The organism is Bacteroidia bacterium (genome assembly GCA_023228875.1).
Classification (GTDB): Bacteria; Bacteroidota; Bacteroidia; order NS11-12g; family UBA955; genus JALOAG01.
On record JALOAG010000011.1, the window covers coordinates 17,183 to 33,188 of the forward strand.

23 protein-coding genes are annotated in these 16,006 nt (G+C 38.5%); all 23 read left to right on the forward strand.

The genetic code is table 11. The annotated features are described in order from the left end of the window. Positions 1-9: 9 nt before the first annotated feature. The 23 genes from M0R38_10150 (at position 10) to M0R38_10260 (ending at position 16,003) form a co-directional block, all read left to right on the forward strand. The gene (locus M0R38_10150; GenBank protein ID MCK9482104.1) at positions 10-765 is read left to right on the forward strand and encodes a hypothetical protein; all 756 of its coding nucleotides are present in this window, start codon (positions 10-12) and stop codon (positions 763-765) included. Beyond that, positions 762-1,406 carry a hypothetical protein gene (locus M0R38_10155; protein ID MCK9482105.1) on the forward strand — a complete coding sequence of 215 codons (645 nt, stop codon included), beginning with the start codon at positions 762-764 and terminating at the stop codon, positions 1,404-1,406. Before M0R38_10150 ends, M0R38_10155 begins: the two co-directional genes overlap by 4 nt. 3 nt (positions 1,407-1,409) lie before the next feature. After that, positions 1,410-1,985, forward strand: coding sequence for a hypothetical protein (locus tag M0R38_10160; GenBank protein MCK9482106.1), 576 nt, complete (start codon positions 1,410-1,412; stop codon positions 1,983-1,985). Continuing rightward, positions 1,960-2,271, forward strand: a complete 312-nt coding sequence (locus M0R38_10165; protein MCK9482107.1) for a hypothetical protein — start codon at positions 1,960-1,962, stop codon at positions 2,269-2,271. The genes M0R38_10160 and M0R38_10165 overlap by 26 nt, the downstream gene beginning before the upstream one ends. Before the next feature lie 17 nt (positions 2,272-2,288). Then, the gene (locus tag M0R38_10170) at positions 2,289-2,498 is read left to right on the forward strand and encodes a hypothetical protein (protein ID MCK9482108.1); all 210 of its coding nucleotides are present in this window, start codon (positions 2,289-2,291) and stop codon (positions 2,496-2,498) included. 27 nt (positions 2,499-2,525) lie between these two features. Then, positions 2,526-3,608, forward strand: coding sequence for a hypothetical protein (locus M0R38_10175; GenBank protein ID MCK9482109.1), 1,083 nt, complete (start codon positions 2,526-2,528; stop codon positions 3,606-3,608). A gap of 24 nt (positions 3,609-3,632) precedes the next feature. Continuing rightward, positions 3,633-5,045, forward strand: coding sequence for a hypothetical protein (locus tag M0R38_10180; GenBank protein ID MCK9482110.1), 1,413 nt, complete (start codon positions 3,633-3,635; stop codon positions 5,043-5,045). 2 nt (positions 5,046-5,047) lie between these two features. Beyond that, positions 5,048-6,049 carry a hypothetical protein gene (locus tag M0R38_10185; GenBank protein MCK9482111.1) on the forward strand — a complete coding sequence of 334 codons (1,002 nt, stop codon included), beginning with the start codon at positions 5,048-5,050 and terminating at the stop codon, positions 6,047-6,049. A gap of 12 nt (positions 6,050-6,061) precedes the next feature. Further along, positions 6,062-6,553, forward strand: coding sequence for a hypothetical protein (locus M0R38_10190; GenBank protein MCK9482112.1), 492 nt, complete (start codon positions 6,062-6,064; stop codon positions 6,551-6,553). 27 nt (positions 6,554-6,580) lie between these two features. After that, positions 6,581-7,108 (forward strand): hypothetical protein, encoded by a 528-nt coding sequence (locus M0R38_10195; protein MCK9482113.1) that lies wholly within the window; start codon positions 6,581-6,583, stop codon positions 7,106-7,108. Then, positions 7,087-8,466, forward strand: a complete 1,380-nt coding sequence (locus tag M0R38_10200; protein MCK9482114.1) for a hypothetical protein — start codon at positions 7,087-7,089, stop codon at positions 8,464-8,466. Before M0R38_10195 ends, M0R38_10200 begins: the two co-directional genes overlap by 22 nt. Positions 8,467-8,469: 3 nt before the next feature. Next, complete coding sequence (locus M0R38_10205) at positions 8,470-9,216, forward strand: hypothetical protein (GenBank protein MCK9482115.1); 747 nt, start codon at positions 8,470-8,472, stop codon at positions 9,214-9,216. A gap of 15 nt (positions 9,217-9,231) precedes the next feature. Continuing rightward, positions 9,232-9,669 carry a hypothetical protein gene (locus M0R38_10210; protein ID MCK9482116.1) on the forward strand — a complete coding sequence of 146 codons (438 nt, stop codon included), beginning with the start codon at positions 9,232-9,234 and terminating at the stop codon, positions 9,667-9,669. Between the two features lies 1 nt (position 9,670). Next, positions 9,671-9,811, forward strand: coding sequence for a hypothetical protein (locus tag M0R38_10215; protein ID MCK9482117.1), 141 nt, complete (start codon positions 9,671-9,673; stop codon positions 9,809-9,811). A gap of 64 nt (positions 9,812-9,875) precedes the next feature. Next, positions 9,876-11,072 (forward strand): hypothetical protein, encoded by a 1,197-nt coding sequence (locus tag M0R38_10220; GenBank protein MCK9482118.1) that lies wholly within the window; start codon positions 9,876-9,878, stop codon positions 11,070-11,072. 1 nt (position 11,073) lies between these two features. After that, positions 11,074-11,592, forward strand: coding sequence for a hypothetical protein (locus tag M0R38_10225; protein ID MCK9482119.1), 519 nt, complete (start codon positions 11,074-11,076; stop codon positions 11,590-11,592). An 18-nt stretch (positions 11,593-11,610) separates the two neighbouring features. Beyond that, positions 11,611-12,498 carry a hypothetical protein gene (locus M0R38_10230; GenBank protein MCK9482120.1) on the forward strand — a complete coding sequence of 296 codons (888 nt, stop codon included), beginning with the start codon at positions 11,611-11,613 and terminating at the stop codon, positions 12,496-12,498. A gap of 3 nt (positions 12,499-12,501) precedes the next feature. After that, positions 12,502-13,068 (forward strand): hypothetical protein, encoded by a 567-nt coding sequence (locus M0R38_10235; protein MCK9482121.1) that lies wholly within the window; start codon positions 12,502-12,504, stop codon positions 13,066-13,068. A 25-nt stretch (positions 13,069-13,093) separates the two neighbouring features. Next, positions 13,094-13,597 carry a hypothetical protein gene (locus M0R38_10240; GenBank protein MCK9482122.1) on the forward strand — a complete coding sequence of 168 codons (504 nt, stop codon included), beginning with the start codon at positions 13,094-13,096 and terminating at the stop codon, positions 13,595-13,597. Positions 13,598-13,683: 86 nt separating this feature from the next. Further along, positions 13,684-14,511: a hypothetical protein gene (locus M0R38_10245; protein ID MCK9482123.1), complete on the forward strand. Its 828-nt coding sequence runs from the start codon at positions 13,684-13,686 to the stop codon at positions 14,509-14,511. After that, positions 14,512-14,697 carry a hypothetical protein gene (locus M0R38_10250; protein ID MCK9482124.1) on the forward strand — a complete coding sequence of 62 codons (186 nt, stop codon included), beginning with the start codon at positions 14,512-14,514 and terminating at the stop codon, positions 14,695-14,697. Positions 14,698-14,782: 85 nt separating this feature from the next. After that, positions 14,783-15,496, forward strand: coding sequence for a hypothetical protein (locus M0R38_10255; protein ID MCK9482125.1), 714 nt, complete (start codon positions 14,783-14,785; stop codon positions 15,494-15,496). Between the two features lie 27 nt (positions 15,497-15,523). Next, positions 15,524-16,003, forward strand: coding sequence for a hypothetical protein (locus M0R38_10260; protein ID MCK9482126.1), 480 nt, complete (start codon positions 15,524-15,526; stop codon positions 16,001-16,003). Positions 16,004-16,006 lie beyond the last annotated feature (3 nt).

Here is a 16,006-nt window from a genome sequence, read left to right on the forward strand (position 1 = left end):
GGTAATAAAATGGAAACTATTAAAATTAGAGAGTTAATTATTAAAAAGGAAGAAGAAATAAAACGCCTCGAAAAATTATTAGAAAAATACGAAAAAGCGCTTTCGCCGCAGGCTTTTGAAGAGGTTATGAAACAACGAGATCTGCCTTATAATGAGCGCCGTTTAGATCGAAACGATTGGGCAATTGATGATTATATGCGCACCTATCTCAAGATAAAAGAAGCTCGTGAAACCCTTGCGCGGCATGAGCTACGGATGCAAAAAATTGCTAATTATAAAGCATTGCCAGAAATAAAAGTGCTGCGTGATTTTTTGAATGAGTGGGTAGAGCGCGTAACTGGCTTCGTTTTAGATACATATAAAAGTTACAAAGAAGCGTATCGCGAAATGGAAGGCTCATTAAAAGGTCTTTCTTATGATGAAAAACAAAAAGCGCGTCGTTTGTTTTATAAAACGTGGGACGGTAAGTTATCGCGACGTTGGGTTAGTCTCTTAACTTACGAACGCGCAATGAACTGGGAAACCAAAATAAGAGAAGTTTTAGAAAAAGAAGCAACCCGTAAATATGAAACGCTTGTTAATAAAGTGACAGACATTGTCGGAAATATTATTGACGTTGCCGCAATAAGAGTGGGTAGTAACGGCGAATTAAACGGTATTATTCACGGTGACAAAGGAACAGCAAAAGTGTTAACGATCGGGGCCGGAGGTTACAATATTCAAGTATTTCATTTTCGCACATTAATCAGCGAGGTAAAACAATGAAAATTAAACTAAACACTAATTTTGAACCTTATTTTATACCTGTTGATTTAAGCAGACGGACGCAATACAAAGGCCGCGACTATACTGCACGCCAGTTGCGAGCGTTCGTAGAACGTAACGCCCAACAGCAACAAGCACGGTCGAAATTCATTCGTGGTATAAATTACGATGGGATGGATCCCCACGATCCGCGGGACTTACATTTTAGCAGTGATTCACAAGATGGTTCACAACGCTATCAGTTAAAGTTACGCTTTTTTGATTTTGCCAATCTTGCACCGCGTAATAAAAAAGAAGTTATTAATTTATTGAACGAAACTGACGTTGGTATTTACTGCACTTGCCCGTCATTCCTCTACTGGGGCGCTGCGTATAAGGCCGACCAGATGGGTTATGGTATCGTTAGCGAGTCCCGTGCCCCACGCGATCCAAATAAGGCAAAAAAGGACGCTTTCTATGCTTGCAAGCATGCCCAGGCCGTTTTACGAGCGATGCCGTTTTGGTGGCCAAAAGTGCGGCGAGATTATATAAATTATTATCGAGAGCAATCCGAAAAAATAATGAAGCAGGAGCTGAGCACTACGGAAGATACGCTCGCCCGCGAGGAAATAATTAAAGAAAACAAAGAAGGGTGGAAATAATATATGCCAGATGAGTTTAGAAGTATTCATAGTACCGCAAGAGTTGCAACTTCTTATATAGGAAAATTAAAAAGCAAGTTAGAATCATGGGGTCGAAAAATGACCGAAGATTTAGGAAAAATGCGCGGTAAAGAAGCGGCTTCAGCTATTGAAGTTGATGAAAACCTTAAAAAATTCGAAAAATCAATTCCCAATTTAAAAGAATTGAAACAAAAAGCAGACAACGATAAAAGCGAAGAAAAAGAGGACTCCAATAACTATAGTATTATCATGGCTGAGTACAGTAAATGGTGGAAAGAACTATTTATTCCTTTTAGTAAAAAGTTTTTACCTTTGTTAAAAGAATTTAAAACTTTAGAAGAGATGGAGAAAGTTTTAAAAGACGCGCGACAAAAACTAAATATATTAATTAAAAAAGAAGCAGAACAAGAAAAAGAAGTAAAACAAGAAGATAGCTCATTTGCTTATTTAACCAATAAATTAAGCAAAGGTAATGACAAACCACGCTCGCGGTTTGTTATAAAAATTAAAAAAATAGCAGGAGGAAAACAGAATGGAACAAAAAACAACAACGATTAACGGTGTAAAAGTGCGGTTAAAACAGTTAAAAGCTCCCCAAGTAATGGCCTTTTTAACCGTTTACGGTAAAGGTTTAGAGAGCGATGATTTTGACGCCATATCAAAGAGTTATGAAGAATTATTTAGTTGGGTTGAAGCTGAAATAGGAGGGGTCTGGGTTGCTGCTTACGACAAGTTAAGCGGCACGAGCATTGTGGATGCCCTGGCTCCATCTTTCACAGATCCAGCAATTATTCCGCAGATTCTTAATTTGCTTGATTCTTTTTTACCGCGTTCCAGCGAATAAATAATATTTTTAATCAAATGAATGCGTTATCGTCGGCTGGAGCGCATGGCGAATTAAGAAACCAAAACATGTCCTATCATACTTTGTTTGAATTTTTGATTATTAATAAATATGAAACTTTAAAAAATCTTAAGGATTATGATATAGAAGATTTTTTGTACTTGGTAGAAATTGCAGCAGTCACCGAATTAGGAAAGTTACGGTCTCTATCAAAAATGAAACAATAATATGTTATAATAATATAAAGAGGAATTATGGCAAACAAAAAAATAGATCGTGATATTATTATAAAGCTTCCTGCCGCCGCCCTCGCGGCGCTACGCAAGGATATAGCAGAGACTGTCGTCAAAGGTATTGAGGACGGTTTTAAAAAATCAAAAAAAGCTAAAAGTAAAGACAAAAAAGTAGATATTGGGTCAGAAGAAAGACAAAAGTTAAAAAGCGAAGGTCTGTTAAAAGAAACGAGCGAAACGACTAAAAAATTAGCCGCGATGCGCGCCGGTTTTAAAAAACTAAGCGCAGTTATCGGAGTAGCAGTTCAAGCAATTGAAGCTTTCATGAAAATAATGGAACATGTTGAAACGCGCAGTTTAAGTGCAATTTCTCATAATAGTCTGTTTACCGACAAAAATACGATGGATATGATGCAGCGCACCGGTCAGTCCGCTAGCGAAAGCGCGGCGACGCAGCGAGCATTAGATACGTTGGGTATTAGTCTCAGCGATATTCAGAGTGGTAAAATTACGGCAAGCCAAATGGAAATGTTCCAGCAGCTACGAGAAGAGCATATCAATTCTATCGAACAAAGCAACCGAGCTTCTGAAGGAATGTTTTTAAAATGGCAAGAGTTTGCAGTAAAATTATCAACGATGCGTGATATGCTCGGTGACAAATTAACGCAAATGCTCGGCGAAAGCGGTGCGGTTGAACAAATCGTCGACGCAGTTGCCCCGTTGATAGATACTGTTTTTGGTGTTTTAGAAGATCTTATGCCCTTGATAGGGAATATTTTAAATATGATAGTCCCGTTGATAAAAATACTGGTGCGGCAACTGGAGATGACACGAGAATTATTAAAACCAGTTATCGCAGTCGTGAGCTGGGTGATACAATTAGTAACTGAGGTTTTGAATTTTATTGATCAACTAAACAACGCTGTTTATAATATGTTTAAGAAGTGGCTTGGATGGATTGGTATAAAATTACCGGATCGCAGTGAAAATACTACTTCTTATACTGTTAGCACTGCTAACACTAATAATACTCATCAGGTGGTAAATCAATATAATCAGATAAGTAATGATTTATGGTCGAATCAATACGGAATGGTGAATTAGGAGATAATTATGAGTCAAGTTTATGTGGCATTATTTAAAATAAAAAACGAATCGTTTGATAAAAATCGATTCGGATTAAGCGATAACGAATTCTTATTAGATGTTATTTCGGGGTTTTCTTTTTCAAAAAATATTAATACTACTACGCAGCCTGTTTTGGATGGAAGCCAGCGCATGACAAATGTGTCACGTGAACCGGGCTCCTTACGGATAGAAGGTTTAATCGGTGAACACCATTTTGCTCGCGGTGAGCGTAAACCGTATATTAACCCTACTCAGACACGTGGGAAAAAGGGGCAGGGTTTTTCAACACTTTCTCAAACCGTTCCTCGTACTGTTGTTATTCAACAGTTATTAGAATACTTGCGTGACGAAGCAATCTTTTTAGACATATATGCACAGAATGGGAAAATGATATATCGTAACTATATATTGAAACAAATTAATTATAGCCAAGAGAATATTGATGCGTTGCGGGTTTCGTTGAACTTTGAAGAAGTTTTGATGTTTGAAAATCCTTTTTTTGATCTAAAAGATGAAACAGATTCATCCGATCAAAAAACATTAACTAATAGTCAAGTAACGGCAGATATTAAATTCGTTGAACCAAAATCCAGCAGTCAAGAAGATATACAACGAGCAATAGCTAATATGGTTTATAAATTACCTTCTCATGCGAGGGCGATAATCGGTGCTCCTTTAGAAAAAAGCGGAGCTTATAATGTTGATTATGAATTGAAAAGATATATGGTAAAGGCTAATGAAAATGGTGAAGCTGATTTAAAAATAGCTCATGATCAAAGTTGGGACAAACCAGTAAATATAACCGTTACTACAACAAAAAACACATTAACTTCTTATTTGGACAGAACCGGAGAAAACTTTATTGATGCCCATCCTCATATAGTATTTAATTTTTCTGCCAGAAAGGAAACAGAAAGAGTAGGCACGCACAATACCCCGAGGGATTATCTTGTAGGTGGGTATAAAATATGGCTTTTCTTCTCTTCTGATAAAGGTGATACTTTATTATCAAAAAAAGAAGCGTACGGAAGACACCCTCATCCTGCGGCCGAATTAATGAAAAAAAAATTCTCCGGTGATAAGTTTTTTGTCAGCGGGGGTTCTCATTATGTTTTGGATGAAGAGTCGAAGGCTGTTCGCGCGCAAGAAAAGGGTTGGAGTTTTTTAAGACCTGTGAAAGAAGACAAGTGGGGCACGGTGGTTAATTTGTTAGGTGATGATTCTCTTGGATATTTGTACAATGCGACATTTTCTACGCACGGGTTTAGATTTCTGCTTAATTATAGTACTTATCTGATGTATATGAATTTTATTTGGATTCACCCAGTGTATTGGCAAAAAATAAAAGAGCGTTTGCAACTTTGGGTTAATGAGTCACGGGCAATAACTTTAGATAGGAAATTAACTAATTAAAAATGACATACGATGAACGCAGCGCATATTTAAAACGAGAATTAGTAGTAGTTCTTTTTGATAAATATTATAATAGTGTAGCTTTTAGAGGTTCAAAAATAACCGCAGGGGGCAGCAAGTTTATAGGTATCCAACAGGATAATTTTGTAATTAAATTACATAACATCAATTATGCTCTACTGGCGGATGCATTATCACGAGGTTATCGTTACATCCGAGTGCAGATAGAAGAAAAAAACAAAAAAGCGACAATTGTTTTTAACGGCGAAATACGGATGGTGAACGTCGGTAAATCGAGCGCTGTCGAGCGCGAGGTAGAGTTTATATGTCTCACCCGCGCGAGCGATATTTTAGCGAACATGGTGGTTCCAATAACAATGCATTCGAGTATGAACGGGTGGGCTATTAAAGAGGCGCTAGCGGTGTTAGAGGATTCGATTTATATACATTACGGTGAAAAAATAAACCTGCGTAACGGTTTAGATAAAGATTTAGAAAAAATTCACATCAAAGAATCTTATAATGCCCATAAATCACCGGTCGAAATAATAGAAGACTTGGTTACTTTAGTAAACGAGCGTAAGCCGATAGGGGCAAATACACCCGCGTGGTTTGACTATAAATTAACCGCTTCTGAAAACAACAGCGACGGACTATTTAGTATTTTTTCTAGCAATGAACCAATAAGAGCGCTGAATATAGGACCGGAAACAGGTTTGTTGGACGCTCCCACAATTTCTGATTTAGAAATATCTTTCAATCATGTTTATCATGACTCATTGGTCCCAGGTCGGTTGGTAAGATTAGATAATAAATGGGTTTCAACGATGGGTAACGATAGCGCCTTTGTATGGGCTTGGGATCCCTCACACCAATATCTAATTACCGAGGTGCGCTATTCGTTGGAAAATTACCCTAATCGTTTTACCGTCTCTTGTCGGGCTCGTTCTTACAGCAAATACAATAGATTTACTGCGACAAATCAAATATATGGAGAAAATTAAATTATGAGAATCATGGACAAAAAAACCCTCAAACGCGATGACCGGCGGCTAACCGAAGCCACTCATGTTAAGAGCAAACGTAACGAAGCTTTTGCATCGTTGGCGCTGTTAAAAAAAGAAGGTAAAAGATTAGTATTATACCCTATACCCTCTCGTAATATTAATGATCTGGTAAATGAGGGCAAAGAGCGAAAAATGAAAAACATACAGACACCGCCGATGAAAATTACTGAATTTTTTATTGGTAGACAATTGCTTGAGTCATATTCCTATTGGGGGGAGCTCTTGTCAGATACAGGAAGCGTGCTTGTTTATATTGTTTATTTTGATGAAGAAATGCGCCCTTATTATGAATTTTATATAAATAGTACTAATATTACAAAATCTGAGCCAAACAATTACAAATCAAACCGCTCAACCCGAGGCATTGATAAATCCTGCGTGATAGTAGATATATTAATGACAAACAAAGATTTAGAAAAGGCGTTATCTTTGCAAGGATAATATGTTATAATAATATAAAGGAGAGTTATGAGAGTACGAAAACTAATAATAGAAAAAAGAATTAAGATATTATCAGCTATCAATGACGAAGATAAGGATTATGAGGGTCACGTTTTTGTTCTCAAAGATGAAAACAGTTTTATTGACTGGTTAAAGGGTAAACCGAACTCATATACCAGAGATCTTTCTTCCGACTTCGTGTATGAATCTATTTCTCCTGAATATAGCACAAGTGGAAGATTTTCAAATGACTATAGTAAAAACACCAAGGAAGCGGTCGAGGCGCGCTTGGTTGACGTGCTCTTGACGCAGCGCGGAGAATTATCATTCGCCGAATCGGAATTACCGGAATTGGCTTACTATGGGGCCCCTTCGTGGTTTAAAAAAAGACAAGCAGACGTTGATCTATTATTAACTGAATTAATTCTGCAAATACCTGGGGTCAACAGAATTAACACTTTTGAAAGTAATGTTAATGAAAAACTGGCCTACGAGTGCAGAGTAGAGATTATAACGCAAGAAGGAGATACTTTATGGCAAACGATAGAAATCTAATAAGGTACGAAGAAGGTAACTTGTTTGTTAAAAACAAGGAAGACATCCTTAGAATGCTTTACGATAACCTGAGCGCAATATATGGTGCAGAAATAGACATGAGCTCCGAATCTTTTCAGAGACGGGAACTTTTCTTTTTTGCAGAATTGTTGAGTTCGGTCACTGGGACGATGTATGATATCGAAAAGGCTTTTGAGTTAAATAGCGCTCGCGGGGGTCACTTGGAAAGCCTCATTTCTTTCGTGAGCGGTTTAAAAAGAATGGAAAACAATACAACAAAAATATCGCCGCTAACGGTAAGATTACCGGCGGGTATCATCGATCCCGATGAATTAACAAACAGCAGATGGGTGCTAACAGATCTGGACGGTATCCCCTGGATTTCTTCCGGTGAAATAGAACAATTAGTAGACGAAGATGACGACACTGAGATATATCAATTCGCGGTAGAGTGCGACAATTTAGGGCCTCATACTATAACCGCGGGAACTACATTTAAACATTTGTATGTTGACGGTACTTATAAAACCGATGATATATTGATAGATCCCGATAATTTACCCATTGTTGGGCGTCTTGGGGGTTATGAAGAAGACGACGACGCGTTTAGGAACCGTTACCGTGAACTTATTGCCGAGGGTTCTTTAACCTTGAGCGAGTCAATTATGACAACGTTAAGAAAAGAAATGCCTGGGGTTATTAAAGATTCGATGGTTATTAACTCGACAAAATCAGGAGGAACCGCTCTGAACGTAAAAGGCCTGACTGCGGCAAATGAACCAACCCCTCGTACCGTGACTGTCCCTCAGCATGATATTCTCATTATCTTACAGCCTCACTTGGGGGTTGATTTAGGAGGGGAGAGCACTTCTCTGAGTGTCGCTAAAATATTACAGCGGTTAATCACCGTAGGTATTAGTACGATGCAAAAAACTGGGAGCGGGTTTGAGGACGATCCCAGTTATATCAGAAAAGAATTACCCGCTCATTCTGAATACGCAGACATCAAAGAGCACGTGCGTTATAAAATAGCCACGCGGCATGATCCTGAGATTACTATTAATTTAAAAGCTGGTAACAATTACGCCGCGCTCGATCCAGGGGCGAAAGCGGCATTGGAAAAACATATAAAAGATGCCATAAAACAACTTTCATTAAAATATATTATAAATCAACCAATTAATATGACCGAGCTGCGCACGGCTGTTGAATCTTATGATAGAGTACCAAATGCCTATGTAATTGACGACGACGCCATAGGGGGCGGCATATCTATAGTCGGAGGAACAGATGTTAAATACGGTTATTGGTATATTGAAGATACGAATAATTCTATAACAATAGAGTGGGACGAATAGTAAATGTGGGAAAAATATAAAGAGTATTTAGATGATTTTGAACAAGACTATTTTGTTCGTTTTTTACCTGGTTATTTATTAAACGAGGGTACTACACTCTGGCACGAGTGGCAGTTCCACTGGGAGTTATTGGATAATTTACGAAAAAACTGGATAAGAGCGCGCCTTGTACCTTTTGATATTCAAATGTTGTTAATTGATTATCTTGACTGGATAAAAAATGACAGCGATAGAAAAACCGATTACGAGAGCGCTGAACCAAAATATCTCTACGACGAGGATTATGAACATTATAAATTCATATTGTCAATATGTTCTTTTTATAACATCGGTGATATCCATCCTGTAGCGGGTCGCTTATCACTCGCACACCAGTTGCGCCTTTTATTATTCGCCACTCGCAAGCGGTTGTTTGACGGGTCAAAACAAAGAGTGGAAGAGATTTTTAATAATATAGAACTAGGCGCAGGTATGAAATTAGTTATCCAAACAATGACCGGTGATGAGAGCGGGATCGGTACTCAACCCGCCACGTGCACATTATCTTTAATAAAAAGTACGGGGGGCGCTTCTTATTTATTTAATGAAACTGATCAAACATTATTTACTAATGGTTTTTATAATATACCTGTTTTGGGTATAGTTTATACCTATAGAGTTGTTAATAGTGATGCCCTGGTTTATGATATTGAAGCATCTAAATATGATGGCGACAAAAAATATGATCGCGGTGAAACCAGTTTAGAATAATTAAAGGAGGAAAATATGGCAACAAATTATTTTATTAAATTCGAAAATGACACGGACGCGTCGCCCACTAGTTATAATACTATAGTGGACGCAGAATTTACCGGTACCAAGAAAATAATAACGAAGCAGGCGGTAGCTTTTTCTGATATTTTAAACGGGGTGCTACGACAAACGACGCTTGCATCGCACACGCTCGCGGAGTTTATAGAGAATAAAACCGGTGTAAATGTAAGGAGCGACAAAAACGCCAGCGAAGCAGAAAAAATGTCTGTTTCAAGATTTATCACTGCTTTGGACAATACCATTGATCCTAAAATAGATGCACTGGATGAGGGGATCCCGTTTAAAAAAAGCAACTCTTTAAATAGCGTTTTAAATATATGGCACGGAACGGAAGCGCAATACGATGCCATTGCGGAAAAGGATCCTAACACGCTGTACTTTGTGTATTGATATGAAAGAAAAAGAAACGTTAATAACAATTCACTTTAGTGAAGAACCGCGAGACATGACAAGAGAAGAGCGGCTTTTGGAGATTTTGGGCATATACGGATACTTCGATGAAAGCGGAAAATGGGTTGAAGGTGAACAATAATTCTGTTTATGCTGTTAAAAGAAAAGATAATAGTTTATAATATATTTATATAGAAGGAGGTCCCATGAAAATTACTGATATAGTAAAAGTTAATATAATTAACGAACTCCCCGTAACGAGCAGGTCCTTTACTAATCGTGAAGCGACCGCGTGCGTGATATTCCATAAAGAAAATGCCAGCATAGATGACAAGGAATGGGTTACTTACGAAACAGCAACGGAAGACATGACGGGTTCGGAAAATATTATCAAAGAAATAAAAACCTGGGCGACTAGTTTTACTAATCACGGAGGTGGCATCGCTCAAGCAGTATTCAAACGAATATATGTCGGGGACGAATTACCAGAAATAAACTCTCTCGTGAGTGATTTTAAAAATATTGTTTTAGGGTCCGCGGAACAAGAGGCGCTGCCCACTAATATAATACAGATACAGCTTTTGTGGCAAAGAAGTGGCGGAGTTGATCTTGCGTGGCACGATTTCTTCACGAATGAAACGCTTGTCAAGGCTTTAGCAAAACAAGTAGAAGGTAACGAGGACGAGGTAGATCGTAAAATCTTGTACATTACTTGTGAGAAAGAACCTACTTCTGCTACTACTGACACCAATTTGGTGTGGGTGAAATCGGCGGAAGAGGGAACAGGTTCTCCTGCTGTTTATGAATCCGCGCTAATTATGGCGTATTTATCTTCTATTTTATTCAATGGTACCGAAGAGATCAACGATGTTGAATATACTCCTTGGGTAGGTAACGTAAAAGGAGTCAAAGGCTATGATCGCAGCGCTAATTACAACGCGGTTGTAGAATTAATATTAAATGCCAATGAGCGACGCCCTTTATTAATGGGTGGTATAACAGCTGGTGGCACCAGAATATTAACGGAATATTTTATGATCGTAATAGAACAACTGGTAACGGAAGCTCTTGCACGGCTCGTGTTAAATAAGATCCGTTTTTCACAAGAATTATATGCCGTCATATATGCAGAAGTGGCAGCCGTAATGGATCTTTTTACTCGCAATCGTTTATTAGATCTTGGTTTTAAATCACCTATCTCCCGTGTTTTAACGCGGGAAGGGATTAACTATCAGGTAATTGAAACAGGGGAATCTCTTCATTATGGCTATAAATTATTAACTTTACCTGTTACTAACGACGATTATGCGCAACGCGTGTATACAGGCGCATACTTATATGTGGCTATTGAACAACAAATTAGGTCCATCGAATTGAAAGGCCTAGTAATAGGAGGAAATTAATATGGCGACCCCGCAAGTAAAACATTATTCTTTATTAGATTATATAATAGTTATTACAACCGACCGCGGAACACCTCTTACAGTAACGCTCGGTGGTAGTCAAAGTTATTTAGGCAGGTTAACGGTACAGCGCGAGAAGGCTAATATTACAAAAACAACTGACGTGACCGGTAGCACTGTTTACTCGTTCTCTAATGATCACTCCGGAACGGTGTCATTAGAATTAAGCTTCGTATCAACAGCTTTAGACGAGCTGTTAAAAGTAGTTAAAGAAAAATATTTAGAACAACCAACCGCTTGGAAGGACGCGACGTTTAACATTGATATTACCCGGAGCGGCAGTAGTTCCGCACCAGTTGTGAGCTTAATGGGTTGTATGTTAAGTAAATATCCCGATTGGGAAGTATCAGCCGAGGTTGGTACGAGAACATATGAGTTTCTTGTTGCGCAGATCGAAGAAAGAACTTTCGATGAAATCAGCTCACGGGCAGTAGGAACTAAATCTCGAATAACAGGATAAAAAAGGAGAATATTATAAATGGAAAAGATTATTATCAGTGCTCAACAATTAGTGAGTCTACGACCAGGAGAAAAAATTGTTATCGGTGAAATATCCATTCGCCGGGCAGGTATTCTTTGGGTTGTAAGAAAAGGGGATCAGCGCCGTTCTTTTGAAAGGGCCTCGTTAACAGCAGAGTGGGTCAACAAAGAAGCAGCCAAACTAGAAAAAGAAAAAGATGTTCCGGTCGAAAAACGTGCCGCGGACGGACGGGTATTAGAAAAACAACTTTATAATACTTCGCGCAAAACACGTCGTAAGCGTGCGAAAGAAGCAAAACGTTTTCGGAAGCATGAAAAGAAAGCTTTAAAAGCGAAGAAAAAGGAAGAATTAAAAATAAAAAAAGAAAAAAAGGTTAAAGACCGACAAGAAAAAAGAAAAATCAACCGCGTGCGACGCTTTTTTGATTATTTAATTTATACCATGAGCTGGCTTTTATTAGCAGGAATTGGCTTTGTTGTTTTCGGGTATTTAAAATTATTTGAATTACCAGAAAACGTTAATGAGATTTTCACTCAATTATTGTCGCACATTGAAACTTGGGACAACAACTTAGTATTTTCGGTTTTTGCCGGAGCAGCTGTTTTAGGTATAGGTATATTCTTATTAAGTTTAATCAGTCTACAATTACATCGTACCCGGCTTGCAAAGGCTTGGGGAATAGTATTAGGATTATTGATGGTAGGGGGCGTTAGTTATACATTGGTTACCAAGTGGGAAACATTTAAAACAATGTTATTAGGTTTAAAAGACATTGAATGGATCAGTTTCGCGGCAATTGAACCCGTGACGCAGTTATCAGTAATTTTATTAACATTTTCACAGTTATTATTTGTCCCCTTATTAGGATGGAAAAGAAAGGAATAAAACATGGAATTAGAAACTATTATCACAATCATTTCTGGTTCGCTTGCGCTTGTTGGTAGTGGAGCATTATTCTTCGTTCGCATGCGAGCTTTTAAACGCCAAAATGATATTTTAAAAGAAGAAAAAACTAAAGAAATAGAATTAAGAGAACGCGAAGCGCGCGACAAGTTCTATTTGCTTACTGCGAGCAATTTAGTCATGAGCGCAGAGCGTCTTAATTTAACTGGGCCTCAAAAGAAAGAATACGTTATGACTTGGTTAGAAAATGAAGCCGTTAAGGCCGGGGTTCCTGTTGATAAAGCTTATATGAGCACTGCGATTGAACGCACTATCTTAATTATGAACGATCATCGCAAAATTGATGAGCCTTTTGTTGCGGTTTTAGATAAGGATTTAGAAAAAGCCGCAGAAAAAGAAAAAGAGAGAATCAAAAAGGAAACAGATGACGCAGTAGTGAAGGCTGCTACCGAATACGAAAATTCCGCTCAAGCAATCGGCGAGAGCGTTGAGTTCGGTAAGGGCACACTCGAAGAAGTTAAAGAATTATTAAATAAACGCACTAAAAAATAAAAAAAAAGGGAGAGGAGCAGAAGCAATGAAAAAACATTTGATCATTAACAGCGAACGCGAATTACGCAAATTACAAGCAGAAAGCCCGGAGCGTATTTATGGTGAACGCGTGAACGGTGAAATAATTACGTTAGCCGAAAATGGTAAAATTGTTAAGGTTTCGAGGGAAGAATTTAATAAAGTTTTTGCTATAGATACTTCTAAAGATACAACAACGTTTGAAGCTATGCCTGAAACGAAGTCGGTTGACGTTGAATATTTTCAAAAAGATTCAAAAGAAATCACCGAAGATACTTTTGAAAAAACAAAAGGCGAAGTAAGTGAAGTTACGGAATCAAAAACGAAAAAGCATTCATCTAAATCAGTAATTTCTGCGGAAGAAAATTCAAATGCTGCTGTATCTTCAGAGGTATCTAAAACCGGTAAAAGAAAACGTTTTAAAGCGTTGGAAAACCGGGTAAAACATTTAGAAGAAGAAGTTATTCTCTTGAGAACAGCATTAGAAATGTTGCTGGAAAAATTAACTTAACACAGTTCCTTCTTGCTTGAGAACCGCGTTACTTTGACAACGCGGTTCTCCCTCCCGTTATCTATCATTAATGAAAGGATATGAATATGGACAAAGAAAAAATGCAGTTCGAGTTTTTATACGAAAAAGAGGGGCGTTATTTTTATCGCTACCCTAACGGGAAAACTTTTAAATCTCGAAAAAAGCTACATGAGGATGAAATCGAAGAGGTTTACGAAGTCATCGAAAAACGAGCAGACGCGGTGGTGAAACCTTCACTTGAGGCAAAAAAATCAACGTCTAAAACCAAAACCGAAGATGAAGATATGGCGCGTTTGGTGGATAGTTTTACTTTAGCAATGGGTGAAGATCCTAATTCACGCGCACCTGCTGCACAGGTGGCGGAAGCGTTTAAAACTGCGCTTACCAATTTATCAGATCGCGAAGTGAGTGCGGAAGATATTGATGTAGAGACACAGAAGTTGGCGATGAAATTAGAGCAAGCTGGTATTATTTTCCAAGTGGCCCATAATAATGCATTACAAAAGAAAGTATTAGTAAACTCGGAAAAGAAATTACTCGGTGAATTAGAAGTTGGGACACAGCGTCAAAAACAACGATTACAAGACGCGACATACGACGCCAACCAAGATGCGCTCGAAAATGCCGGGTTACGCAAAGGGTCACCAATGTGGTTAATCAGATTAGCAAAAATTACCAGCGGGTTTTGGGGAATAGTAATAGTGATTTTATCGTTCTTCACCGTCACCCCGATTGTTATGTTAGCTAAGTCGCTTGGGGTACAAATTAAAAACTCGCCGTTAAAATGGATCTTAACCATGTTGTTATATTTTGGTTTGGCTTTTCTGGTGTTTGCGATTGTTGCAAACGCTACCGGAATGCCGTTACCTTCGTGGTTAGAATGGATACGATAGATGATTGAATATCTTCAAAATCTTGAATGGTACGTATATTTTCTTGCCGGGGCAATCAGCGTTACGATATTCTTCTTAATGTTAAAATGGATTGCTTATAAACTTAAAGGTTTGGCAGTAGCCTTGAAAATAATCTTTTTCTTGGCATTATTAACCGCAGTTATTGCTTATTTTGCAACAAAATAGAGAAAATCTCTCTTTAATGACAATTAAGTGTTTAATTTTATTCGAAATGCATATATAATATAAATATAATAAAAGGAGGCAGTATATGGCATTGAAAAGACCTACGCCTGTTGGGGCGGTCCGGCGCTTAAAAGATTCTCGCAAACCGGTATCAACAAAATCGTCTCGCGAAATAACAAGAACAAGAGACCTTGAAAAAGTAGAAAGAAAAAGAGCTCTTGATTCTCGTAAAACGGTGAAACCAAGAACTCTTGCAGACTCGGAAAGAAAAAGAGCTCTTGATTCTCGAGAAGCTTCGCTTGAACGTCGTTGGCAACGTTTGTTGAAAGAAAAACGCGCGCTTCGCGACGGTGCATTTGAAATCACGGAAGAAAACTTCCGCGCGCTTGTAAAAGAAGCTCTGCTCGAGGCTCTTCAAGAAATGGGTGCAGTTGTTGAAACTGAAGAAGAACAACCTGTAACCGAAGAAGTGCTTGAAGAAGAAAAAGTCGAAAAAGAAGATTTTGAAGACAATCCTGGGGACGAGGAAAAAGAATTCGAAGATTTTGAAGAAGAACCTGAAGAAGAACCTGAAGAAGAACCTGAAGAAGAATTAGAAGGTGAAGCTGAAGACGAAGTTGGATTAACCGAACTCTTAAAAGACCCTCGTAAGAAGGAAGCGCTCAAAGAATTACTCGATCGGCGCCCGCGTGAAATTAAGGGAAAAGATAACGCAGCGGCTTTATTTACAAACCGTTATGATATCGAAAGCCCCGCCGCGGTTGAAGAAGCACCAAAAATTAGAAATAGATATGAATAATATCGAAAGAAAGGAAGAAAATAGATTATGGCTAAAATTCTAGGAACCAGAATTCCAGCATTTAGAGCGGGTTATTTAATTAGCACGTTCAATCGGATTTCACGGGGCACACCTGAGCAAGACGCACTTGTTTATGGGTCACTCGTCAAATTCGGATCCGCCACTGGTCGTTACGAGGCTCTCGACGGCAGTGAAACAAGCGGCGACGTATTAGCCGGTATCGTCGTTCACGATATGACTCATATCGAATATACCGGAAACAACACCAGCATCGCCCCTGGTAAATTCGGCGATATATTAGTAGAAGGGGACATTGCGGTTCCTGTATCAGCTGACGTCAGCGATTTAACAGGAATTGTTGAAGGCGGAAAAGTCTTCATCGGAAGCGACGGCAAGGTCGCAACGCAAACCGGGACACTTAAAGAAATTGAATCATTAAGATTCTTAGGTATCACGGAAACAGTTGACGGCGTCAACTTAACTGCGGTTCGCAAGAGAATGTTCTAAGGA